Origin of the sequence: Aeromonas sp. 55A (assembly GCF_051919665.1) — a bacterium.
GTDB lineage: Bacteria > Pseudomonadota > Gammaproteobacteria > Enterobacterales > Aeromonadaceae > Aeromonas > Aeromonas veronii.
On the sequence record NZ_JBQBEH010000008.1, the window covers coordinates 2,304,780 to 2,325,932 of the forward strand.

Here is a 21,153-nt window from a genome sequence, read left to right on the forward strand (position 1 = left end):
CACATGTACACAATTGGAAAATTAGCCGAACAAGCTAGTATCAATATTGAGACTGTTCGTTATTACGAACGACGTGGTCTTATAGAAAAACCTGAAAAACCGCATCTAGGCTACCGACTTTATCCTTTGGCAACATTAAACCGAATAAAATTCATTAAACGTTCCCAAGATCTTGGGTTCACTTTGGAAGAAATCTCCAATTTACTCAGCCTTAATGACACTCCCTGTATAGAAGTGCAAGAAATGACTTTACACAAGCTTGCAAGTGTGAAAGCCAAAATAGCAGGTCTTCGCCGCTTAGAAACCGTTCTCACAGAATTATTGAATGAGTGTAATTCTAATACTAACCAATCCCACTGTCCCATTATTGATTCCCTACTTCCTGAAGATTAATAATGAGTCAAATTTTATCTTGACTCCGTAGTTGGGTACGGGGTTTAAGCTTGTTTTACTAAAGTACGATAAGTAGAGTGAGTTATGTCAAAAAGTAATCCCAACTTTCCAATCATCGGCGGTGTTATTGCCGCTATTGGCGCTGGTCTTTGCTGCGCTGGTCCTTTCGTCTTGTTGCTGCTAGGCGTGAGTGGCTCCTGGATTGGTAATTTAACCTTGTTAGAACCTTATCGTCCCATTTTTATCCTGCTGGTTTTAGCCTTATTTGGCTTCGCAGGCTGGAAGGTCTATCGCCCCGTCGAGGACTGTGAGCCAGGCACCGCCTGTGCAGTTCCTCAAGTGCGAAAACGTCGGCAGGTGATCTTTTGGTTAACGGCACTGACTGCGTTGGTTTTAGTCACCAGTAATTATTGGATTGTCTGGTTTGCCTGATGACGATTTCTAACCTTTTATTTTGATTAAATCTTTATGGCTTGCTCTTGGAGAAAATTATGAAAACACTCGCCCTAATGTCCCTGTTCGTACTGACCAGCCTGAACGCTTTAGCTGCCCCGAAAACAGTTACTTTGGAAGTCCCAACCATGAACTGTGTGACCTGTCCCTTTACCGTGGAAAAAGCCTTACAAAAAGTCGATGGCGTCAGTAAAGCCGAAGTGACCTTTAAGACCAAACTGGCGGTGGTCACCTTCGACGACGAAAAAACCACGGTAAAAGCACTGACCGAAGCCACCACTAACGCGGGTTATCCGTCAACGCTCAAGGAGTAAAGCATAGAAATGCTAATACGGTTACTGACCCGGTTCGGCGATAAGATTAGCTCATTGGGCGCGCTGGTTTCTGCTATGGGATGCGCCATGTGTTTCCCGGCCATTGCCAGTCTGGGCGCTGCGGTAGGACTGGGTTTTCTCAGCCAATGGGAAGGTCTGTTTGTTAGCACGCTATTACCCCTGTTTGCCTGGATTGCCTTGGTACTCAACGGACTTGGCTGGTTCAGCCACCGGCAATGGCACCGTAGTGCGCTGGGTGTGGCCGGCCCCATTTTATTGCTGTTATCGCTCTATCCGTTTTTCCAGTACGGCTGGAGCAGCTATGTCACCTATTCAGCATTAGGCCTGATGGTTGCCGTATCGCTTTGGGATATTTTTTCACCGGCGAATAAACGCTGTGATGATGACAGCTGTGCTGTTTAACACGACGCAATGCCTGACTACTATTTGAGGAAAACGAATGATCTTACTATCGATAGAAGGGATGACCTGTCCAAGTTGCGTCGCCCACGTTAAAGAAGCACTCGATGCGATCGAAGGCGTTAATAAGGTTGAAATATCTTATGAAAACGCCAGAGCAACGATCACCACGAACGGTGGGGTCAGCGTAACCGTTCTCATTGGAGCAATAGAAGCTCTCGGTTATATCGCAAAAGAATCCACTGGCACTGCAAAAGAAATTACTTCACCGAACGACTGCTGTGACAACGAAAATGCAAGCAACACTGAAAGCAACCAAACTCAACATGTGGCGATTATCGGTACGGGTTCCGGCGCTTTTGCCTGCGCTATTAAAGCCGCTGAAGGTGGTGCCAAGGTCACTCTTATTGAGGGAGCCGATGTGATTGGCGGCTGTTGCGTGAATGTCGGCTGCGTACCCTCAAAAATTCTAATCCGCGCCGCTCAATTGGCTCAGCAGCAACGCAATAATCCCTTTACCGGACTGGAAAATCATGCGCCCCAATTGAGTCGAGCCTTGTTGACTCAGCAGCAGACCGCTCGGGTCGAAGAGCTGCGCGCGGCAAAGTACCAGAATATTCTGGAGACAAATCCTGCGCTTAGTTTACTTAAAGGTTGGGCGCAATTTAAAAATGCCAACACCCTGATAGTCAGAAAAAATGATGGAACCGAGCAGGCAGTTCACGCCGATAAAATCCTGATCGCTACCGGCTCCACGCCAACCATTCCTCCTATTGATGGTTTAACTGAAACACCTTATTGGACCTCTACCGAAGCGCTGTTTGCTCAGGAATTGCCGCAGCACCTGGTCGTGATTGGTTCGTCGGTTGTAGCGCTGGAAATTGCCCAGGCTTATCGCCGTTTAGGCAGTGAAGTCACCATATTAGCAAGACATACATTGCTTTATCGGGAAGATCCCTTGCTCGGTGAAAAACTCACCGGATGTTTTGAAAAAGAAGGCATTCGAGTATTAAACAGTACGCAAGCTACCAAGGTGACCCACGATGGAAGCCAATTTACATTGGAAACTAACGCGGGCGATCTACGCTGCGATCGTTTGCTGGTAAGCACCGGGCGACACGCCAATACTTGCCAACTCAATCTGGGCGCGGTGGGTGTTACGACCAACAAAAAGGGCGAAATCGTTGTTAACGAACGCATGGAAACGAATGTTCCCGGTATTTACGCCGCCGGAGACTGCTGCAACATGCCGCAATTCGTCTATGTCGCCGCGGCCGCCGGTAGCCGTTCCGGCATCAACATGACGGGCGGATACGCCAAACTGGATCTATCCACCATGCCAGCAGTGATTTTTACCGATCCCCAGGTGGCAACTGTTGGGCTCACGGAAGAGCAAGCCAACGCACAAGACATTGAAACCGACAGTCGTGTATTGGAGATGGAGAACGTGCCGCGCGCACTGGCGAATTTCGAGACCGATGGTTTTATCAAATTGGTGACGGAAAAAGCCACTGGCCGCCTGATCGGGGCGCAGATTCTGGCGCATGAAGGTGGAGAACTGATCCAGAGTGCGGCGCTGGCGATCCGCAACCGTATGACGGTGACGGAATTAGCCGACCAGCTTTTCCCTTACCTGACTATGGTGGAGGGTTTGAAGCTCTGCGCCCAAACCTTTAACAAGGATGTCAAAGAACTGTCCTGTTGTGCTGGGTAACGAACTTGAGTTGATCCGTATTCATTGATGGAAATGGCATTTTTCATTCGTAGTACGAAAGTGCCAATCAATTTTTTGAGTATAAGTAAAAAAGCAGTCAATTTACTATGACCTTGTTTTTTTAGGGAGGATAGATGAGCGACCATCTGCAAATTCGTTTACCCAGTACCAATATTTTTTTTCGCTCAGGCTTAGTTCTCGACCGGTATCTTTCAGTTGTCTTTGAAATAAATGGATTAGTCCGCTTAAGCCTAAGAAGGCTAAACCGACACATAAAATTGTCCAACTCGCTTGCCAATATGCGATTGCTACAAGCATAGTGATGATGGCTATAAGTCCGATGGGATTACAGGTCGCTTTGAATCCCAAGTAGCTGAAAAAAACGACGGTGCAAATCAGAAATGGCAAAGCCGCTAACTTGGCAGATGCCGTTAATATTTCTGAGGGAAAAAAATGAGCCGCAGCCAAAGTCGCCAGAAAAAGCCCCAGTGATATAAACCAGCAGCGTGCTGGTAAAGATTTAAGTAATTTTATCATCTTAGTACTCTCAAAGTGCACGGGCGGTGCACAATCAAATCATGCATCAGCATGTTAGTTCTCAAAAAGTGCTCTAGTGGTTTGCTCGGCCATAATCTCACACACAGGACATTTAAGCTGAATGCGCTGTTGAGATACCGTCAAATACAGACTGCCGCATCGACACCGGTGTAAGGATGCAAGCTGTGATCTTAAATCACGAGCTAGAACCCAACCTTCATTGATGGTCAGTTTTTTCCAGGGGATCTCAGCTGGAAGATCTGCCTCTTCTCTTGCAACCAAGTACGCATCGTAAGCCTTCATCAAAGCATCGATATTTAATTTCTTGTAGACATTATCACCACCAATATTGACATAAAGCGCCATCAGCAGGGAGCCTTCAACTAGGGCTCTTCTGCTTTTAACGATGGCATCAGATTCTGGCAATTGACCAGGACAAGGTGACTTGCCAGTCACTTCTTTGTGCAGCCTTCTGATAATGTGGATTGGCAAACCTGTATCGAGCGCGATAATGGTCGTTCGAAATCCGTACTTAATAAGCAGCGAGGCTCGGGTAAACAGCTCACTTTTGGACAGGTTATCAATCATGCATCCCCCTTGTTGTTTAGGGTTGATAATAAATAAGCGATTCTTGGGATACCTGTACCTTTGCTCTTCACCATCTCAATCAGTTGGCTTTGGTTACCCCTTGGTTGAAACAGCATGAATGATGAGGTCGCCACTCGTTGCAGGTCGTCAACACCGGCATTAATCAGTGCATCCACCACGTCGCGTGTAAGTCCAAAGCGCAAGACCGCCTCTTGCGGATCAATGCGCGCCAATTCACGTGCTGCGTGTAGGTACGCCAAATTTAATTGATAGAAGTCTTGTTGATTGGTTGTCATTGACGGACCTCCAGTTCATGTAAAATATTGCGATAGATAGAAAGCACTCTTTGCCCATACCAGCGTGCACGATCTTCGTTCCAACTGTGATAGCGGCCTATGCCAAGCTCTAAATCATTTGGTGAAGACTTGATTGCTTCGGCCAAAATACTTGAGCCGACCGTAAGGTTGGTGATGGGGTCTAGCAGTTCCGCTGCTGAGCTCACCCGATGCCCATGCCAATGCAAATTGATTTGCATAAGGCCAATATCGAGCTGATATTTTTCAGTCTCTTGCAGTGCCTGGTTTAACAGTTGCTCTGCTTCTGTCTTAGATTTGGCGTAGGTTGCGTTTGAACCATTGCGAATTGCGTATGGCCATGGACTGGTCATGTTGAGACCACGATGTGAGGCCGACTCAGCCAAGGCAACGGCGTAGAGCATGACTGGATCAATACCAACGCTTTGTGCTGCTTTTTCCCACTGATAGCCCGGAAACGCATAGACTGAAGTGCTTGCGGACATGGCTATCACTAGGGCAATGGTTTTTGCTTTAATCGTTTTCATTTTTGTCCTCTAATTGATTTCCGAGAAGCGCCTGAATGGCTTTCGGGCTTATTCTTTTTAATGGCACTGCGCTAAAGTCGGCGATGCCTCTCGTATAAACTTGTGCCGCTTTTGACCAGTCGCCTACGGCAACAGGCGCTTGCATATCAAATCCTTTTTGCTGGTTCTGATGGTCTGCAATACCCTGTAATAGCCTTGGGTATTCACCCACTTCGTCCCGTAGCAAGTAAGCCTGGTAGCGTGTTAAAAACTCTTTTTGCTTAAAGGGGTATTCCCTGTCATCAACCTTGCAGAGTTCAACCCATCCACCCATGTCTGAAATCACGCGGTGGATAAGCGCATCGTCAAACATCACGGATGTCCAAGCGCCAACCTGACGAACAGCCTTGTCAACTTTGTTCCAAGCAACCATGGCTCTTGAACCTGAGTTGCCGTCGATATGCTTGATGACGTCAGCGGGCTTTGGAAAAAATTGCCCAGTATCCGGTGATTGAATATGCCGAGTCAGACCGATTCGCACTTCTTCAATGCTATAAGCACGAAGGGCTTCAAATGCGATGGATAGCAATTGTGGTGATACGCTTTTGCCATACATGGCCCAAGCTGCTCCCCAAACTTCAGCAAACTCGCGTTTATCAACCTCCTGCACTTGAACGAACCTCCCGAATACCTGGTCCGGCCCAGCTTTCAGCAATGCGGCGATTGCTTTCTTCAATATTCAATTGGTGATTGCTGCCCTTTAGGCTCGTCGATGATTGCTGTACTTCATCAATGCGAACGTACTCGTCTTCCCATTGCCGGTTTAAAAGCCAGTTATGTGGCATAGGGGTCTTAGTCCGATCTTGATACTGTAATCGGTTGTCTCGTTGCTCTTTCCAGCGTGTTAGCACTTCCAAGGCGAGTTCATGGTCTTCATTGAGGCCCATGCGTAGCCATTCTTCTTTGGCTTTCGCTTTTTTTTCTTTGCGTATTTGTACATCCCAGAAGTCTTCAAACTGTATGTGGTCAACAGTTTTAACTGTTGGTTTATTGCTTCTCTCAGAGTCATCCGACCGTTGAGAGTCCCTTACCGGGTTGCCATCAGGCATAAACAATGATGAAAATTCTTCTGGTAGCCGAGCTTGAAAAGCGGCAAGAGATTTCAAAAGCGATGCCATACCAATGAAGTCGGCAGGTACATCTTTAAGCAACCGAAAGGCTGCCTTACCTTGGTTTGGGTTTTCGATTGGGTTGTGCTTCAGAAAGCTTCGAATCAAAGTCCAACCAGATCCCTCGCAACGAATCAGGAACTGATCTTGTTCTAACTCACTTAACGTCTTGGCAACCTGTTGCTCATCCCAGTTCAAGTCAGAAGCAACGTAACCAATCGGCAGTCGAAAGCAGCCAAGCAAATTACAATGTGGGCATGTAAGCAAATACAGTCCTAGCAACTTCGCTGAGTCACTCCAGGACAAAACATTTTGCTTTAGCCAAAAGCGGGTATAGACCTTGCCATAATCACGCATGGAGGAACTCGCTTTTGTGTTTACGTAAAATGCTGACCATTATTTGCCCTTAATCCTACTGGTTACTGGCTTTCAGCTCGCTTGGGCATTCGGGATAGATGTCCGGTCTTAACTGAGATCGGGTTACCTGTCCTTGCGTAGCTTGTTCGATGGGTAAAACGAATTCAGCGGGAACACGCCCTGATTTATTCAACCAAAACCAGACGTTTTGCTGTTTTGAGTTGATGGCTCTTGCTAATGCTGATTGCCCGCCGACCAAGTCAATGGCACGGCGGAGATGTTTTTGTGTCGTTTTGAACACTTCCATACCGTCTCCTGTTACAATAATAACTGTTACAAGATTGAATGTTACAGTTTAAACTGTAGATAAGTCAACAGTTAAAATTGTTGAAAGACTACAGTTTTATTTGTAGAATGCGGGCTTATGAAAACTTTATCCGAACGACTAAACCATGCCTTGCAGCTTACTGGGGTAACTCAGTCTGAGTTGGCTCGTCGCATTGGTATCAAACAGCAGTCGATCAGCCAGATTTGCTCTGGTAAATCGGCTAGGTCTCGTTACACCATGCAGATCGCGGAGGCGCTTCGCGTGAATGCTCATTGGCTCGCCACAGGTGATGGCGAGATTGGCTTGGGGGTCGGTAATGTAGAAGTCGGGCCTGATATTAAGGGAAGAATTCCTCTCATTAACTGGGTTCAGGCCGGTGATTGGACTGAAATAGCGGAGGGATTTGCCCATGAAGATGCTGAGGAGTGGCGTGAAGTCACTGGGAAAGCACATGAGGGTTGTTTCGCACTTCGCGTAAAAGGCGACAGTATGGAAAATCCAAGCGGAAAAAAATCCATACCTGAGGGGGCAGTGATCGTTGTTGATCCTGAGTTACCTTACTCTTCAGGTTCATTGGTTGTTGCGCGTTTGGATGATTCGAAAGAAGCAACCTTTAAGCAGTTGGTTATTGATGGTGAACAGAAGTATCTAAAACCTTTGAACCCGCAATACCCTGCAATACCGATCAACGGCAACTGCACCATCATCGGTGTAGTACGACAAGCTATCATCGATTTCTGGTAGCGAAGGAATTTGTGGTTTAGCCACAGTTGTTCATTAGCTGAAGAAGCAACGATTGCAAACAGCTACAACTGAGCATTGGTGCACGCTGAGAGTAAATGGTAACCGATTAGATAACCATTGATTGTTTATAAAGTCAAGATCAGCGAAAATAGCGGCCAATTACGATTAACACGACGGATTTGACAAGCGAAGAACTGAAAAGAGAGTACTTCCAAAAGTGTGTACAAATCCGTGTACAAACTAAAAGAATTTATACATGGCAAACCAAGATTTTCTTAATGAAATCAATAAGCGAAGGACCTTTGCTATCATCTCGCACCCGGATGCGGGTAAAACCACCATCACCGAGAAAGTCCTGCTGTTCGGACAGGCCATTCAGCGCGCCGGTACCGTCAAGGGCCGTGGCTCGGGCCAGCACGCCAAATCCGACTGGATGGAGATGGAGAAGCAGCGTGGTATCTCCATCACCACCTCGGTGATGCAGTTCCCCTATGCCGATTGTCTGGTCAACCTGCTCGATACCCCGGGTCACGAGGACTTCTCTGAAGATACCTACCGCACCCTGACGGCGGTCGACTGCTGCCTGATGGTCATCGACGCCGCCAAGGGTGTTGAAGACCGGACTCGCAAGCTGATGGAAGTCACCCGTCTGCGTGATACCCCCATCCTCACCTTCATGAACAAGCTGGACCGCGAAGTGCGCGATCCGATGGAAGTGATGGACGAGGTGGAGCGCGAGCTGAAGATCATGTGCGCCCCCATCACCTGGCCCATCGGCTGTGGCAAATCCTTCAAGGGTGTCTATCACCTCTACAAGGATGAGACCTATCTCTATCAGAGCGGTCAGGGCCACACCATCCAGGAGAAGCGGGTGGTCAAGGGGCTGAACAACCCGGATCTGGATGCCGCCGTCGGCGAAGATCTGGCTCAGCAACTGCGTGACGAGCTGGAGCTGGTGCAGGGCGCCTCTCCCGAGTTCGATCACGATGCCTTTATCGCTGGCGAGATGACCCCGGTCTTCTTCGGTACTGCACTGGGTAACTTCGGTGTCGACCACATGCTGGATGGCCTGACTGACTGGGCGCCGTCTCCCATGCCACGCAAGGCCGAGAGCCGCGAAGTGGTGGCGACCGAGGAGAAGTTCTCCGGCTTCGTGTTCAAGATCCAGGCAAACATGGATCCGAAACACCGTGACCGTATCGCTTTTATGCGTATCGTGTCAGGCACCTACAGCAAGGGCATGAAGATGCGCCACGTGCGTATCGGCAAGGATGTGAACATCTCCGACGCCGTGACCTTTATGGCCGGTGACCGGGAGCAGGCGGAAGACGCCTTCGCTGGCGACATCATCGGTCTGCACAACCACGGCACCATCCAGATCGGCGACACCTTCACCCAGGGTGAAGATCTCAAGTTCACCGGTATCCCGAACTTTGCACCGGAACTGTTCCGCCGCATCCGTCTGCGCGATCCGCTCAAGCAGAAGCAGCTGCTCAAGGGGCTGGTCCAGCTCTCCGAAGAGGGCGCGGTACAGGTGTTCCGTCCGCTGATCAGCAACGATCTCATCGTCGGTGCGGTCGGTGTACTGCAGTTTGACGTGGTGGTTTCGCGCCTCAAGAGCGAGTACAACGTCGAGGCCATCTACGAGGCGGTCAACGTCTCCACCGCCCGCTGGGTGGAAGGGACCGACGTCAAGAAGTTCGAAGAGTTCAAGCGCAAGAACGAGGTCAACCTGGCCCTCGATGGCGGTGACAACCTCACCTATATCGCACCGACCATGGTCAACCTGCGCCTGGCTCAGGAGCGTCACCCCGACGTGGAGTTCCGCCAGACTCGCGAGCACTGATAAGCGCTTGCCCGATAGGCAGACAAGATAAAAAAGACCCCGCCCAGGCGGGGTCTTTTTTTGCATGGCGCTCAAGACGCAGATGGGGGCTGAGCCGCCGTCACCCGTCGACAAGGGGGCAATGCACCCTATAAAAGGAGGCTGTTACATGATTCAGGGAGTGATGCATGTCGGTCTAACTGCCCGTCGAGGCACAATTTCAAGCTTACAACGCCCACGATCTCGAGGCCTTCCTGGCCTGCTTCTCCGAGGCGTTCAAGGGATACCGGATGCCGACGGAGAGCCCGGGCACAGTGGGCAAGAGGGCGCTCAGAGCCTTCTATGCCGAGCATCGTTTCAACAACCCGGCCCTGCGGGCCGAACTGCTGTCGAGAACCGTCATCGGCAACAAGGTGTTTGATCACGAGTTGATCTATGGCCTCTCCCCTGAACCGCTGGAGAGCATGGCTGTCTTCGAAGTGGAGGCGGGCCTTATTAAAACAGCCTGGTTCTACTTCCCCACCTGAAAGGCGCCCTGCGCCCCTGTCTGCCTCGGCCTGACTGCAAACCCCGTCCGGTACACCGGCTGGCGTCAGGCCTCACCCTCCATGCCGCTGGCGAGGTTCGCCAGCCAGCGTTTGACCAGCAGCAACTCCTCCTCGGCCAGCGGGGCGGCCAGCTCCTGCTCCAGCCGGGCGACCCTGGCCTTGGCCTCGGCCAGCAGCGTGGCGCCCGCCGGGCTTAGACTGAGCTGCTGGATACGGCCATGCTGGAGGTGAGGGGTGCGGGCCAGCAGGCCGCTGCGCTCCAGACTGGTCACCATGGGGCTCACCGTCTGGGGGGTGAGCAGGGTGAGGCGGGCGAGCTCGGCGTTGGAGCTGCCGGGGTAGGCATCCAGCATGGTGAGCAGGGCAAACTGGGGCGCCGTGATGGGCAGGTCCGCCAGCGCCCGCTCCATGCGCAGGCGCTGGGCGGCCGCGGCCTGGCGCAGCAGATAGCCGAGGTGACCCGCTTCGCCGCGCTTGCCCTCGCCGGGGGCGGGCAGAGGGATGGGCAACTCTGTACTCAAGGGGGGCTTGTTTATCATGTCAGGGTGCTGATATGTTGTTCGTGCCCTGATATTAAATCATACCCAAGGAGAATACCAGAATGAGCACCCGCATCGATTACCCCGACTTTCGCCAGCTGCTGCCGGCGGCTCACGATGCCTTGATCGCCGCCGGCAAGGCGGTGGGCGAGGCTGGCCTCGACAAGAGCCTGAGCGAGCTGGTGAAGCTGCGCGCCTCCCAGCTCAACGGTTGCAGCTTCTGCCTGCAGTATCACCTGAACATCGCCCGTTGCAGCGGGGTGGGGCAGGCCAAGCTGGATCAGCTGGCGGCCTGGCGCGACGCTACCGTATTCAGCGCCCCGGAGCGAGCGGCCCTGGTCTGGACCGAGAGCCTGACCCGGCTGCCGCCGGACGGTGTGCCCGACGCACTCTATGGCGAGCTGCGTGAGCACTTCAGCGAGGCCCAGATAGTGCATCTATCGGTGACGGTGGCCACCATCAACAGCTGGAATCGGCTTGGGGTGGCGCTGCGTTTCGTGCCGCCTGCCGCCCAGCTTTGAGCGGCAGGCAAACAAAAGGGCGGCATTGGTGCCTAATGCCAGTCAGTTAAGCACTTTTATGACTAAATATTCGAGATATTGAATATCAAAAGTAGCTCCATGATTAAAGAGTCAATTTAGCTCCAACCCTTGCCCTGACTGGCATGCAATAAAAAGAGGGAGGCATCATGCTTCCCTCACTCGTTAGCCCTTATACCACGCGGGTTGGGACTCAAATTCTCTTAACTGACTTGCATTACGGCATTGGTGCCGCCCTTTTTCATCCTGAGTTGATCACTCAGGCCGGTCGCTGGCCATCGTCGGCGCCAAGCGCCAACACCATGCAGATCTCGCAATCCCCGTGGCCGGTGCAGCCAAGGGGGCCGGGCAGGTGTTCAAAGCCCAGTGATTCATAGAGGCTGGTGGCTTCACGCAAGACCTCGGTCGTTTCCAGATAGCAGCGCTGATAACCAAGCGCACGCGCCTCGTCCAGTGCCTGCAACACCAGCCGCTTGCCAAGGCCCAGTCCGCGCAGGGCGGGCATAAAGTACATCTTCTGCAGCTCGCAGACTCCCTCTTCTCCCGCCAATGGTGCGATACCGCCACCGCCGAGGATGGAACCGTCCGGCCCTTCGATAACCCAATAGCGGCTCTTTTCCCCCTGATAGCTCTGGGAGAGGGTGTCGAGATTGGGATCCGAGACCCCATACCCCTTGTCGGCGGTGAGGCCATATTCGGCCGAGACGGCGCGGATCACCAAGGCGATCTGGGCATTGTCCGCCGCCGTGATGGGGCGGATCCGGTAACCACGCTGGCGACGGGCGCGGGAGAGGGCGCTGCGATAGAGCCGCAGCCCTTGCCACAGCTGCTCCCGCTCGGGCAGGCTCAACTGCGCCAGCATCTCTTCCATCGCCCCGTCCATCTCCCGGTGCAACTCCAGCAGCATCCCCTGACCGTTGACGGTGAGGCGGGCCTCCTTGCTGCGGCCGTCGGAGGGGTGCGGGTGCCAGCTGATGAGCTCCCGCTCGGCGAGGCGTGCCAGCGGACGGCTGGCGTTGGATTTGTCGATGTGCAGCTTTTCTGCCAGCTGCTGATTGGTGGCCGGGGCGTTTTCCAGCTCGATCAGCAGGTGAGCCTCGATGGGGGTGAGGGCCAGATTGCCGCACTGCTGGGAGAGCATGCCGAGTTCGCGAACCAGATCGCGCGACAGGGCGCGCAGGGGACGGGGATCCATATTGTGGGTTCCTTTTTAGTTGTGCATGACAACTAAAATAGCGTAAAAGTTGTAATTCGCAACCTTTTGCTGTGATGACTTGCAGAATATGAGATGAGCGGCAGCCCCGTTGATTGGGCTGCCGCAGGTGGGGCGGTCGTCAGGCGGCGGCTCTGATAGCCAGCTCCGGGCGGCGGGAGAAGCAGCGGGCCAGCAGCAACATGGTGGCGACGCCTATGGTGCCCAGCACCAGCCAGGGGAGGGCCGGTTGTCCCTGTTGCAGCGAGAAGTCATAGAGGGAGCCGCCGCCCACATAGCCGGTCATGCCTCCCAGCGCCAGTCCGAGGCGGCTGAAGCCCATGTAGCTGCCGCGGGCTGTGGGGTTGGCCAGCCGGGTCATCAGGGTCTCCCGGGCCGGTTCACAGATGATGATCCCCAGATAGAAGCAGGCCAGCAGTACGAAGATGCCGGAGAGAGTGCTGACAAAGGCGACCAGCCCGATCCCCACCGTCATCAGCAGGATACCTGCCATCAGTCGGCTCTCCAGCCGATAGCGCCGTTCGCTGAAACGGGCGATAGGGTAGAGCAGCGCCAGTGACAGCGCCGTTTCAAGGCTGTACATCCAGCCCACTGCCGTGGTGGTGCCGGAGAGCTGCTTGACCAGAATGGGGAAAATCAGCATCACCTGTACCCACAGCATGTAGTAGCCGCTCAGGATCAGTACCAGTCGGCAGAAGGCGCGATCCGCCAGCACCTGTCCCAACCCTTCCCGCATCGGAGTCGGTTTGACCGAGAGGCGGTAGGCGGGCAGCAGGGTCCAGTTGCAGAGTGCCGCCAGCGTGAAAAGTCCGGCTCCCAGCAGGCAGACGTAGGTGAAGTCAAAGCGCAGCAGCCAGCTGCCGAGCAGGGCACCGGTGACGGCTCCCGCACTCTCCAGCATCATCAGCAGGGAGATAAAGCGGCCCCGTTCATGGGGACGGGTGAACTTGATCACCAGTGCCGCCCGTGGCGGGTCGAACAGGCAACCGCCCAGTCCGGAGAGGAAGCAGGAGAAGATCAGCATGGCGCCGCTGTCGGCCCAGGCCAGGGTGGCAAAGCCGACGGCGCGCAGCAACATGCCGGTGACGATGAGCGGGCGGGCGCCGAAGCGGTCGGCAAGCGAGCCGCCAAAGATCCCCAGCCCCTGCTGGGTCAGCTGGCGCAGGCCGAGGGCCAGCCCCACCAGACCGGCCGCCCAGCCGAGTTGATCGACGAAGCGCAGGCTGATCATCGGCATCACCACAAAGAAACCCAGGATCACCAGTGTGGTATCCAGCGCCAGAAACCAGCGCCCCCAAAACCTCGCCCTATCGACCATAACGCCCTCTCATTCACAGATGCCTTCATTCTGGAGAGGGTTTAGATATAGTGGTAGACGACAACTACCTATATTTCATATCAGGATTATTTATGTCTATGGATCTGGACGATCTGCAACTGCTGCTGGATGTGGCCGAGCTGGGCAGCTTCAGTCAGGCGGCGGCCATTCGTGGCTGGTCACAGCCGCTGGTGAGCCAGCGGATTGCCCAGCTGGAGGAGAGCCTCGGGGCACCGCTGTTTCAGCGTCATCGGCGCGGGGTGACGCCGACCCGTGCCTGCGAGGAGTTTCTCCCTGCCGCCCGCTCGGCGCTGGCCACTCTGAGCGAAGGGCGGTTGGCACTGCAGGGGGCGCCTGCGCTGCCTTGTATCCGTCTCTCCAGCCTGCCATCCCTCACTTCGGTGGTGTTTGGCTCGTTATTGATGGAGCTGGTGGACGAGCCGTTCGAGATCCGCTGCACCACGGATCACTCCGGCGAGATCATGCAGTCGCTGCTGACCGGCGAGGCCGATATCGGCTTTGTGCTCAAGCGCCCGCCGGTTGCGGGCCTGCAGATGGAGCTGCTCTGCTGCTCCCCTATCATCGCTATCGCCTCGCCATTGCATCCGCTGGCCGGTTGTCACGGCCTCACCCTGGAGGATATTGCCGACCAGCGGCTGGCGCCTCAGGTATGGGGGCCGGGGTGTGACGTCTTTATCCAGCAGTTGCGGCGGCTGCGGCGGGCGGCCAGCCCCCTGCATGCGGTGCAGCCCGCCAGTGCGGCGCGGGATCTGGCGCTGGAACACGGGTTTATCACCCTGATGCCGGAGCTGGCCATCAAGCGGGATCTGGAGGTGGGGCGGCTGGTCAGGCTCGATGTGCGCAATCTGCCGCAGGAGCATTGGGATGTGATGATGGCGTGGCGCGGTGGCAAGCGGCCCAATCCGGCCCGGGAAACCGTGTTGGCCACCGCCCGCACGCTGGCGAAACGCTGGCGCAATGAGTAGAGCGATGCGGGACAAGGCCCGCATCGGGTGGATCAGTAGCTGGCCTTGAGGGTTACGCCACTGAACGCGGAAAACCCTGACAGCTGTACATGCCAGGTGCCCGCCTTGGGATTGGTGAACGAGCAGCTTTCGCTATTGCCCCCCTTGTAGGGACGGCAGTCGTAACTGCTGCTGGTGGGGGCGCTGCCAAAGCGGACGTAGAGGTCGGCATCACCGGTACCGCCACTGCTGCTGATCTGCAGCGACCTGGTGCCCGCCGGTACATTCAGGGTGTAGTTGAGCTTGCCACCCTTGCTGGCGGTGAGGTTGCTCACCGGCACGCCGTTTTGCAGCACGTTGTCGCTTGGTGGCGGCGTGCTGCCGCAGCTGGCATCGACCCCGACGGTCTGGAAGGCCCGTGCCACATCCGCCTGACTGTACCCCAGGTCGGCGGTCGCCCGGCTGACGCCGCAGGCTCCTTGCTGGTAGTTGGTGTTGGCGCCCCAGTAGAGGCGGTTGGCCAGCAAGAACACTTCAAATGCCTTGCGGGTGTTCCAGCCGCTGCTGGTGGCGAGCAGGTAGAAGGCGCGGTTATAGACCCCGGAGCTGTGGTGAACATCCATCCCCTCCCGATAATCCGCCGCATGGCCGATGGATCTGCCATCCCGGGTCGGATCCTCGAAGTAGCGCAGGGAGCCGTTGCCCTTGAAGATCTGGGCGCCGACCAGCCAGTCGTTGCTCCCTTTCATGTAGAACTCGGCCGCTTCACCCGCCATATCGGAGAAGGCCTCGTTGATACCGCCGGATTGTCCTGAATAGATCAGCCCGGAGTTCTGCTCGGTAAAGCCGTGGCTCACCTCGTGGGCCGCCACATCGAGGCTCACCAGCGGGTGGAAGGTGGTGGCGCCGTCACCGAAGGTCATCTGGCTGCCATCCCAGAAGGCGTTCTCGTAATTCTTGCTGTAGTGAACCCGCATCTTCAGTTTGAAGGTGAGGGGCGCCGTGTTGTACCAGTTGCGGTACATGTCGAACACCACGTTGCCGAAGTAGTGGGCGTCGTTGAGGGGCGAGTAGGCGCCATTGATCTCCTTGACCCGGTTCTCCGGGCAGGTGAACTGGTGGATGGCACCGCCTGAGGTGGCGTGGTTGAGGTTGATGGTATCGACGTTGGGGCTGGTCATCCGGCAGTTGTCATCGACGATGAGTGGGCCAAAATCGGTGCCGTAGAAATATTTGCCGGTCTTGATGTTGCCCCCCGGGCCGGTGGCATCCTTGTGGTTGATCCCCTCCCAGCGTTTGAGCTCCTCACCGCTCTGGGCATCAAGTATGACGAAGGGGCGGCTTGGCTTGTCACCTTCGGCGATGAAGGATACCTGATAAACCAGCCGGGCCAGCCCGTTCTCATCCTGCATCACGTAGAGTTTGACCTGCTCGTTGCTCCCCTTGCTGCCCGCCTTGGCCTTGCTGGCGGCATCCTGTGGCGAGAGGGTGGCGGCCGGGCTTGCCACATCCTGATCGATCTGGCGCAGCATGCGCCCGCTGGCCTGTTGCAGTTGGCCGTTCAGGCTCTTGTCAGCCACCACCACCTGACCCATTACCGGGATGCCGTTCCAGACCTGCTCGTAGCGGATCCGCTGCTGGCCGTTGGGCAGCTTGACCACCCGCACCTGACGAAACTCGCCATCTTCCAGCTGCAAGGTACCACTCGCGGCACTGAGGCCTGTCATGGCCCGGATGCCGTTTGCCGTTACGTTGATCTCTACCTCTTGCGCCGCCAGTGCGGCGCTTCCCCAGCAGGCCAGCGCAACGGCCAGATAAATTTTATTCATCTCTTCTTTCCTTAAATCGATGAGGTTGATAAACCGACCGAAGGTCGGGCGTTTTGAAGCTAGTGCCGGTGGGGGAAAGTGCCCCCTGTCAAAAGTGACAGCGCAGCACAAAGGGGTAGCAGGATCTGCCAAAGTGCCATTTGGGGGCATTCTTCGGCGTCATGTGGAGAGCATAATCCGGTTTCAGACACCTACCCTCCTCTTTTGAGGGAGGAGAGATCGTGCGCAGTCACCCTCTGCGAAGCCTGCCGGAGGGGGGCTGTAAAAGTGGCTGGCGCGGCCAGTGGCGATTGGCTACATTGGGTGGCTGGTTCGCTATTTGATCACTGATTTGAAAGGAGAATCCCATGTTTTCATGGCAGTTGGACGACGAGCTTGCGCTGCTCTTCTTGCAGCCCGATATGGCGAGCGAACTGTTTGCCCTCTGCAATGACAACCGGGAGTACCTCTCACAGTGGCTACCCTGGCCGCCACTGATCCAGCGCCCCGTTGACAGCGCCCTCTTCATTCGCAGTGCCATCGAGAAGTTCGCCCGTGGCGAGGGGCTTACCACCGCCATCGAGTATCAGGGGGAGGTGGTGGGGGTCATAGGTTACAACAGCATCGATCATGACCTTGGCAAGGTGGTCATCGGTTACTGGCTGGCGGAGCGCTGGCAGGGCAACGGTATCATCACCCGTGCCTGTCAGGCCCTGATCCACCACGCCTTCGAGGAGATGGGGATGGAGAAGGTGGAGATCAGCGCCGCCACCGATAACGAGCCCAGCAGGGCCGTCTGTGAGCGGCTCGGGATGCAGCTGGAGGGGGTGACCCGGCGCGCAGAGCGGCTGGGCAACCGGATTGTGGACCATGCCCACTACAGCTTGCTGCGCGATGAGTGGTTAAGGCAGAGGGAGTCCTGATGGCGCTGCCACATATCAAGACGGCCCGCACCCACCTGACCATACTGTCGCCGGATCAGGCCCCCATGATGCTCGACTTCTACCGGCGCAACCGTGCCCATCTCACCCCCTGGGAGCCGCTTCGGGACGAGCACTTTTACACCCTCTCTTACTGGCATGCCCGGCTGCAGGACAGCTACAGCCAGTTCTTCAACGGCACCGGCGTCAATCTGGTGGCCCTCGATCCGGCTGGCGAGCGGGTGATCGCCACCTGCAACTTCAGCAATATCCTGATGGGGGTCTTCAAGGCGTGTCATCTGGGCTACGCCATCGACCAGCAGCATCAGGGACAGGGGGTGATGGGAGAGGTGCTGTCAGCCGCCATCGACTACCTGTTTCGGGAGCACGATCTGCATCGCATCATGGCTTGCTACATGCCAGCCAATCAGCGCAGTGGCGCCTTGCTGGAGCGGCTCGGCTTCGAGCGGGAGGGATTCGCGCGGGCGTATCTGATGATCAATGGTCGCTGGGAGGATCACATCCTCACCTCGCTGATTAATCCGGCCCCCTGAGCGACAGATAAAAAAACGGGCCCGAAGTTGCCTTCGGACCCGTCTTCGAATGAGGTGCAGGCTTAGTTGGCCTTGGCATCGCTCACTGCAGCTTCAACCTTGGTAGCGGCTTCGGTAGCAGCTTTTTCTACGGTTGCAGTCGCTTCGGAGGTGGCCTTCTCTACGGTAGAGGTGGCTTCGCTAGCGGCTTTTTCTACAGTGGCAGCAACTTCGGCGGCCGGAGCAGCAGCAGGAGCGGCAGCTTTTTCTTCTTTCTGACCGCAAGCAGTCAACATCAGACCCAGGATACCGGCTACCAGTACTTTGTTCATGTGCATTCCCTCAAAAAAAGATGGAGAGATGGTCTGTGCAACCATCACAGCGCCCACCGTTGCCCGGTATTGAAACAAGAAGCCGAGAGGCAGCAGGCGGGCGCAATATAGCCCCATTAGTTACCGATGAAAACGGATATCACAATGACATTTTTTCGTGCCGTGGATAAAAAGCTCCACTGCAACGACTGATATCAATACAAGATGCCGTTAAATGGTGATAACTGCACAATAAAACACCGCTTTGCTGCCATCTTGTGGCGGTTTAACAAGGTCAAGGTTGGTCAAGTGCGGCCGATGACCCGCACCTTAGTCAGACAGCTTCTGACAGGGCAGCCGTTTTCCCTCAAGGTGGCTCTGGCGGGCCAGATCCAGCAGCGCCATCACCGCCAGCGCTTCACTTGCTGGCACCGGGTTGCTCCCTTCGCCCTTGATGGCGGCGCAGACACCGCGATAGTAGGCGCCATAATCCCCCGCCTCACCCACCACGCTCTGCTGCTGTAACTGACCATCGACAATGCGGCTGAGCTGACCGGGTTCGCTATCCATGCCCCAATCCGCCGCCGGGGGCCGCAAGCCCTGCTTGAGCTGATCTTCCTGCACATCCATACCGAATTTCACGAACGAACCCTGGCTGCCGTGAACGATGAAACGCGGCATGGTGGCCGAGACCAGACAGCTGCCATGCAGAATAACCCGCAGAGCACCGTAACCCAGCACCACATGGAAGTAGTCGTCCGCCAGTGCGCCGGGGCGCTGCTCGGCCAGATCGGCCTGTAGCCAGTCCGGCTGGCCGAACAGCTGCAGCGCCTGATCCAGTACATGGGGGCCGAGATCGCACCAGAGGCCGGAACCCGGGCCACCCGCTTCGCGCCAGCGCTGGCGCACTTCGGGGCGATAGCGATCGAAGTGCGATTCGAACTGGGCGATCTGCCCCAGCGTCCCTTCGGCAATCAAACGGCGCACGGTGAGAAAATCCCCGTCCCAACGACGGTTGTGGAAGATGCTGAGCAGTCGCTGCTGCTTTTCGGCCAGTTCGACCAGTGCTTTCGCTTCTGCCAGATCCAGAGCAAAGGGCTTGTCGATCACCACATGTTTGCCTGCCAGCAGCGCCTGGCGGGCGAGGGGGGCGTGGGTGTCGTTGGGGGTGGCGATCACCACCAGATCGACGATCTCATCGCTCAGTACCTCCTCCAGTGAACCGACCCGGCAGCCGGGCAGATCGGCCTGCACCTTGGCGGCATCGCGGCTCACCACCCAACTCAGGGACAAGCCCAGCGTGGTGGAGAGGAAGGGGGCGTGGAAGGTCTTGCCTGCAAAGCCATAGCCCACCAGGGCTGCGTTGAGAGTGTGGCTCATCGGGAGTTCTCCGCTGACATCGAGTGAGTGGGGTTGCCATCGCAGGCAATCTGCCGGATGGCCATGTGCTGTAAAGGCGATACAAACGAGAAGGGGGCCGATGGCCCCCTGAGTGTGCCCATCAGAGCACAGGATTTATTGCAAACACAAGCGGCGACCGCGTCGGGTCATCAGCATCACCAAGGGCGGCAGCAGCAGCCACATATGCAGCGCCAGCTGGCTGAGCGGGTCGTGCATCAGGGCACCGGTCAGGCCAACCAACGCGCCGGAGCCGCTCATCTGGAACAGGCCGAGCAGGGCGGCGGCGGTACCGGCGCAGTGGCCGAACGGTGCCAGCGCCATCCCGGCGGCAGCGCCCAAGATCATGGCAAAGCCGATGCTGGAGAGGAATACCGGCCCCATCATCGCCAGCGGATGTTCGATGTGCATGGCCAGAGTCAGGGTGATGGCCGAGAGCATCAACACCAGCAGGCCGATGCGCAGGGTGCGTCTTGGCCCCACCTTGGCGATAAAGCGCGGCGCCATAAAGCAGGCCAGGATGTTGAGCGCGGCGTTGGCGGTAAACCAGTAGCTAAAGCCGCTCATATCGAGCCCCAGTTTCACCATCAGCTGCACCGGTGCGGCGGTGACATAAGCGAGGATCACCGCCATCGCCAGCATGCACAGCGCCGCGTTGAACAGGAAGCTGGGGGAGCGCAGTACCGGGCTGTAGCGAGACCAGCTGATGAGGACCCCTTCACTGCGGGTCTCCTCCGGGCGGGTCTCCGGCATCCGCCACATCAGCCAGCAACCGACGATGAGCGCATAACCGGCCATAAACCAGAAGTTGGCAGACCAGCCCGCCTTGGCGGTGAGCCAGCCACCGAGCAGGGGGGCCAGCGCAGGAATAAAGCAGATGGCGCCATTGAGATAGGAGATCATCTGGCCGCTCTTTTTCGGGCCGTAGCTGTCACGAACCACCGAGAAGGCGGCAACCGAAGTGGCGCAGGCGCCGAAGCCCTGCAGCACTCGCGCCAGCATCAATTCGCCGAGGCTGGCGGCAAAGCCGGCCCCCAGCGCGCTCAGGCCATAGAGCAGCACGCCGCCCAGCGCGATGGGCTTGCGACCGTAGCGATCGGCCAGCGGGCCAACAAGCAGTTGCCCCAGCCCCATGCTGAACAGGAACCAGGTGATGGTGCCCTGCATCAGGGTTACTTCGGCGCCCAGCTGCTCGGCCATCTGCGGAATGGCGGGCAGGTAGATGTCGATAGCCAGCGGACTGAACAGCACCAGTAGTACGAGTAAAAGTATCAATGGCATCTGTCACCTCTTTAGTCAGCCAGGTTAATGAATTGGGGCGCGAGTCTACTGACTCACAGTAATGAATAGAAATGGTATTTAATCACTTTGGTTATTCCATTATGGAAACATGTATTAA

At 55.8% G+C, this 21,153-nt stretch carries 26 protein-coding genes; 12 read left to right on the top strand and 14 right to left on the bottom strand.

The annotated features are described in order from the left end of the window. The first annotated feature begins 3 nt into the window (after positions 1-3). The 5 genes from merR to merA all read left to right on the top strand — a co-directional run bounded on the left by merR (position 4) and on the right by merA (position 3,294). Positions 4-393: an Hg(II)-responsive transcriptional regulator gene (merR, locus tag ACTG2G_RS14740; RefSeq protein WP_439985581.1), complete on the top strand. Its 390-nt coding sequence runs from the start codon at positions 4-6 to the stop codon at positions 391-393. Positions 394-477: 84 nt separating this feature from the next. After that, positions 478-825 (top strand): mercuric transporter MerT family protein, encoded by a 348-nt coding sequence (locus tag ACTG2G_RS14745; RefSeq protein ID WP_028867974.1) that lies wholly within the window; start codon positions 478-480, stop codon positions 823-825. 59 nt (positions 826-884) lie between these two features. After that, complete coding sequence (merP, locus tag ACTG2G_RS14750) at positions 885-1,160, top strand: mercury resistance system periplasmic binding protein MerP (RefSeq protein ID WP_028867975.1); 276 nt, start codon at positions 885-887, stop codon at positions 1,158-1,160. Positions 1,161-1,169: 9 nt separating this feature from the next. Then, on the top strand, positions 1,170-1,583 hold the full coding sequence (gene merC / locus ACTG2G_RS14755) for an organomercurial transporter MerC (protein ID WP_154622165.1): 414 nt from the start codon (positions 1,170-1,172) through the stop codon (positions 1,581-1,583). A 37-nt stretch (positions 1,584-1,620) separates the two neighbouring features. After that, a complete protein-coding gene (gene merA, locus ACTG2G_RS14760; RefSeq protein ID WP_028867977.1) occupies positions 1,621-3,294 on the top strand; it encodes a mercury(II) reductase in 1,674 nt (557 codons plus the stop codon). A 105-nt stretch (positions 3,295-3,399) separates the two neighbouring features. On the opposite strand, the gene eexR is transcribed toward merA, so the two are convergent. The 7 genes from eexR to ACTG2G_RS14795 are packed head-to-tail and all read right to left on the bottom strand — an operon-like array spanning position 3,400 to position 7,072. After that, complete coding sequence (eexR, locus tag ACTG2G_RS14765; protein ID WP_040132805.1) at positions 3,400-3,831, bottom strand: entry exclusion protein EexR; 432 nt, start codon at positions 3,829-3,831, stop codon at positions 3,400-3,402. A 54-nt stretch (positions 3,832-3,885) separates the two neighbouring features. After that, on the bottom strand, positions 3,886-4,419 hold the full coding sequence (locus ACTG2G_RS14770; protein WP_000566752.1) for a FlhC family transcriptional regulator: 534 nt from the start codon (positions 4,417-4,419) through the stop codon (positions 3,886-3,888). Beyond that, positions 4,416-4,715 carry a flagellar transcriptional regulator FlhD gene (locus ACTG2G_RS14775; RefSeq protein WP_000210563.1) on the bottom strand — a complete coding sequence of 100 codons (300 nt, stop codon included), beginning with the start codon at positions 4,713-4,715 and terminating at the stop codon, positions 4,416-4,418. Before ACTG2G_RS14775 ends, ACTG2G_RS14770 begins: the two co-directional genes overlap by 4 nt. Further along, on the bottom strand, positions 4,712-5,260 hold the full coding sequence (locus tag ACTG2G_RS14780; protein WP_040132806.1) for a lytic transglycosylase domain-containing protein: 549 nt from the start codon (positions 5,258-5,260) through the stop codon (positions 4,712-4,714). The genes ACTG2G_RS14775 and ACTG2G_RS14780 overlap by 4 nt, the downstream gene beginning before the upstream one ends. Continuing rightward, the gene (locus ACTG2G_RS14785) at positions 5,247-5,909 is read right to left on the bottom strand and encodes a DUF6475 domain-containing protein (protein ID WP_007105460.1); all 663 of its coding nucleotides are present in this window, start codon (positions 5,907-5,909) and stop codon (positions 5,247-5,249) included. Before ACTG2G_RS14785 ends, ACTG2G_RS14780 begins: the two co-directional genes overlap by 14 nt. Beyond that, positions 5,896-6,765, bottom strand: coding sequence for a hypothetical protein (locus tag ACTG2G_RS14790; protein WP_040132807.1), 870 nt, complete (start codon positions 6,763-6,765; stop codon positions 5,896-5,898). The genes ACTG2G_RS14785 and ACTG2G_RS14790 overlap by 14 nt, the downstream gene beginning before the upstream one ends. Before the next feature lie 55 nt (positions 6,766-6,820). Then, entirely contained in the window at positions 6,821-7,072 is a 252-nt protein-coding gene (locus ACTG2G_RS14795; RefSeq protein WP_024015942.1) for a helix-turn-helix domain-containing protein, read from the bottom strand. Positions 7,073-7,189: 117 nt separating this feature from the next. Between ACTG2G_RS14795 and ACTG2G_RS14800 the strand changes: the two genes are divergently transcribed. The 3 genes from ACTG2G_RS14800 (at position 7,190) to ACTG2G_RS14810 (ending at position 10,189) form a co-directional block, all read left to right on the top strand. Beyond that, on the top strand, positions 7,190-7,837 hold the full coding sequence (locus tag ACTG2G_RS14800; RefSeq protein ID WP_000854920.1) for a LexA family protein: 648 nt from the start codon (positions 7,190-7,192) through the stop codon (positions 7,835-7,837). A 256-nt stretch (positions 7,838-8,093) separates the two neighbouring features. Continuing rightward, on the top strand, positions 8,094-9,683 hold the full coding sequence (gene prfC / locus ACTG2G_RS14805) for a peptide chain release factor 3 (protein ID WP_439985582.1): 1,590 nt from the start codon (positions 8,094-8,096) through the stop codon (positions 9,681-9,683). Positions 9,684-9,862: 179 nt separating this feature from the next. After that, positions 9,863-10,189 carry a nuclear transport factor 2 family protein gene (locus tag ACTG2G_RS14810; RefSeq protein ID WP_421386740.1) on the top strand — a complete coding sequence of 109 codons (327 nt, stop codon included), beginning with the start codon at positions 9,863-9,865 and terminating at the stop codon, positions 10,187-10,189. Positions 10,190-10,254: 65 nt separating this feature from the next. Here ACTG2G_RS14810 and ACTG2G_RS14815 read toward each other — a convergent pair whose 3' ends face one another. After that, complete coding sequence (locus ACTG2G_RS14815; RefSeq protein ID WP_235587805.1) at positions 10,255-10,731, bottom strand: MarR family winged helix-turn-helix transcriptional regulator; 477 nt, start codon at positions 10,729-10,731, stop codon at positions 10,255-10,257. Positions 10,732-10,811: 80 nt separating this feature from the next. Between ACTG2G_RS14815 and ACTG2G_RS14820 the strand changes: the two genes are divergently transcribed. Beyond that, positions 10,812-11,270, top strand: coding sequence for a carboxymuconolactone decarboxylase family protein (locus ACTG2G_RS14820; RefSeq protein WP_421386722.1), 459 nt, complete (start codon positions 10,812-10,814; stop codon positions 11,268-11,270). Positions 11,271-11,547: 277 nt separating this feature from the next. Here ACTG2G_RS14820 and ACTG2G_RS14825 read toward each other — a convergent pair whose 3' ends face one another. Both ACTG2G_RS14825 and mdtH read right to left on the bottom strand, forming a co-directional pair. Next, the gene (locus ACTG2G_RS14825; protein ID WP_421386724.1) at positions 11,548-12,483 is read right to left on the bottom strand and encodes a bifunctional helix-turn-helix transcriptional regulator/GNAT family N-acetyltransferase; all 936 of its coding nucleotides are present in this window, start codon (positions 12,481-12,483) and stop codon (positions 11,548-11,550) included. 139 nt (positions 12,484-12,622) lie between these two features. Then, positions 12,623-13,819: a multidrug efflux MFS transporter MdtH gene (gene mdtH, locus ACTG2G_RS14830; protein ID WP_005340523.1), complete on the bottom strand. Its 1,197-nt coding sequence runs from the start codon at positions 13,817-13,819 to the stop codon at positions 12,623-12,625. Between the two features lie 92 nt (positions 13,820-13,911). Between mdtH and ACTG2G_RS14835 the strand changes: the two genes are divergently transcribed. Then, on the top strand, positions 13,912-14,805 hold the full coding sequence (locus ACTG2G_RS14835; RefSeq protein ID WP_005340524.1) for a LysR family transcriptional regulator: 894 nt from the start codon (positions 13,912-13,914) through the stop codon (positions 14,803-14,805). Between the two features lie 32 nt (positions 14,806-14,837). Here ACTG2G_RS14835 and ACTG2G_RS14840 read toward each other — a convergent pair whose 3' ends face one another. Continuing rightward, positions 14,838-16,613 (bottom strand): M4 family metallopeptidase, encoded by a 1,776-nt coding sequence (locus ACTG2G_RS14840; protein WP_421386726.1) that lies wholly within the window; start codon positions 16,611-16,613, stop codon positions 14,838-14,840. A 347-nt stretch (positions 16,614-16,960) separates the two neighbouring features. Here ACTG2G_RS14840 and ACTG2G_RS14845 point away from each other — a divergent pair, with 347 nt between their 5' ends. Both ACTG2G_RS14845 and rimJ read left to right on the top strand, forming a co-directional pair. Then, on the top strand, positions 16,961-17,515 hold the full coding sequence (locus tag ACTG2G_RS14845) for a GNAT family N-acetyltransferase (protein ID WP_005340529.1): 555 nt from the start codon (positions 16,961-16,963) through the stop codon (positions 17,513-17,515). Beyond that, positions 17,515-18,066 carry a ribosomal protein S5-alanine N-acetyltransferase gene (gene rimJ / locus ACTG2G_RS14850; protein WP_158109187.1) on the top strand — a complete coding sequence of 184 codons (552 nt, stop codon included), beginning with the start codon at positions 17,515-17,517 and terminating at the stop codon, positions 18,064-18,066. Before ACTG2G_RS14845 ends, rimJ begins: the two co-directional genes overlap by 1 nt. A 62-nt stretch (positions 18,067-18,128) precedes the next feature. Here the strand turns inward: rimJ and ACTG2G_RS14855 are convergent, their stop codons facing one another. From ACTG2G_RS14855 to ACTG2G_RS14865, 3 genes are all read right to left on the bottom strand, one after another. Further along, complete coding sequence (locus tag ACTG2G_RS14855; protein WP_005340533.1) at positions 18,129-18,377, bottom strand: hypothetical protein; 249 nt, start codon at positions 18,375-18,377, stop codon at positions 18,129-18,131. Positions 18,378-18,686: 309 nt separating this feature from the next. Next, positions 18,687-19,736: an oxidoreductase gene (locus ACTG2G_RS14860; protein ID WP_317114601.1), complete on the bottom strand. Its 1,050-nt coding sequence runs from the start codon at positions 19,734-19,736 to the stop codon at positions 18,687-18,689. A gap of 135 nt (positions 19,737-19,871) precedes the next feature. After that, a complete protein-coding gene (locus ACTG2G_RS14865) occupies positions 19,872-21,035 on the bottom strand; it encodes a multidrug effflux MFS transporter (protein WP_439985583.1) in 1,164 nt (387 codons plus the stop codon). Positions 21,036-21,153: the final 118 nt, after the last annotated feature.

Excerpts from the sequence above, each read along its gene's own strand:
- merR (WP_439985581.1), top strand. The coding sequence starts at position 4 with ATGTACACAATTGGAAAATTAGCCGAACAAGCTAGTATCAATATTGAG.
- ACTG2G_RS14745 (WP_028867974.1), top strand. The coding sequence starts at position 478 with ATGTCAAAAAGTAATCCCAACTTTCCAATCATCGGCGGTGTTATTGCC.
- merP (WP_028867975.1), top strand. The coding sequence starts at position 885 with ATGAAAACACTCGCCCTAATGTCCCTGTTCGTACTGACCAGCCTGAAC.
- merC (WP_154622165.1), top strand. The coding sequence starts at position 1,170 with ATGCTAATACGGTTACTGACCCGGTTCGGCGATAAGATTAGCTCATTG.
- merA (WP_028867977.1), top strand. The coding sequence starts at position 1,621 with ATGATCTTACTATCGATAGAAGGGATGACCTGTCCAAGTTGCGTCGCC.
- eexR (WP_040132805.1), bottom strand. The coding sequence starts at position 3,831 with ATGATAAAATTACTTAAATCTTTACCAGCACGCTGCTGGTTTATATCA.
- ACTG2G_RS14770 (WP_000566752.1), bottom strand. The coding sequence starts at position 4,419 with ATGATTGATAACCTGTCCAAAAGTGAGCTGTTTACCCGAGCCTCGCTG.
- ACTG2G_RS14775 (WP_000210563.1), bottom strand. The coding sequence starts at position 4,715 with ATGACAACCAATCAACAAGACTTCTATCAATTAAATTTGGCGTACCTA.
- ACTG2G_RS14780 (WP_040132806.1), bottom strand. The coding sequence starts at position 5,260 with ATGAAAACGATTAAAGCAAAAACCATTGCCCTAGTGATAGCCATGTCC.
- ACTG2G_RS14790 (WP_040132807.1), bottom strand. The coding sequence starts at position 6,765 with ATGCGTGATTATGGCAAGGTCTATACCCGCTTTTGGCTAAAGCAAAAT.
- ACTG2G_RS14795 (WP_024015942.1), bottom strand. The coding sequence starts at position 7,072 with ATGGAAGTGTTCAAAACGACACAAAAACATCTCCGCCGTGCCATTGAC.
- ACTG2G_RS14800 (WP_000854920.1), top strand. The coding sequence starts at position 7,190 with ATGAAAACTTTATCCGAACGACTAAACCATGCCTTGCAGCTTACTGGG.
- prfC (WP_439985582.1), top strand. The coding sequence starts at position 8,094 with ATGGCAAACCAAGATTTTCTTAATGAAATCAATAAGCGAAGGACCTTT.
- ACTG2G_RS14820 (WP_421386722.1), top strand. The coding sequence starts at position 10,812 with ATGAGCACCCGCATCGATTACCCCGACTTTCGCCAGCTGCTGCCGGCG.
- ACTG2G_RS14825 (WP_421386724.1), bottom strand. The coding sequence starts at position 12,483 with ATGGATCCCCGTCCCCTGCGCGCCCTGTCGCGCGATCTGGTTCGCGAA.
- mdtH (WP_005340523.1), bottom strand. The coding sequence starts at position 13,819 with ATGGTCGATAGGGCGAGGTTTTGGGGGCGCTGGTTTCTGGCGCTGGAT.
- ACTG2G_RS14835 (WP_005340524.1), top strand. The coding sequence starts at position 13,912 with ATGTCTATGGATCTGGACGATCTGCAACTGCTGCTGGATGTGGCCGAG.
- ACTG2G_RS14840 (WP_421386726.1), bottom strand. The coding sequence starts at position 16,613 with ATGAATAAAATTTATCTGGCCGTTGCGCTGGCCTGCTGGGGAAGCGCC.
- ACTG2G_RS14845 (WP_005340529.1), top strand. The coding sequence starts at position 16,961 with ATGTTTTCATGGCAGTTGGACGACGAGCTTGCGCTGCTCTTCTTGCAG.
- rimJ (WP_158109187.1), top strand. The coding sequence starts at position 17,515 with ATGGCGCTGCCACATATCAAGACGGCCCGCACCCACCTGACCATACTG.
- ACTG2G_RS14855 (WP_005340533.1), bottom strand. The coding sequence starts at position 18,377 with ATGAACAAAGTACTGGTAGCCGGTATCCTGGGTCTGATGTTGACTGCT.
- ACTG2G_RS14860 (WP_317114601.1), bottom strand. The coding sequence starts at position 19,736 with ATGAGCCACACTCTCAACGCAGCCCTGGTGGGCTATGGCTTTGCAGGC.
- ACTG2G_RS14865 (WP_439985583.1), bottom strand. The coding sequence starts at position 21,035 with ATGCCATTGATACTTTTACTCGTACTACTGGTGCTGTTCAGTCCGCTG.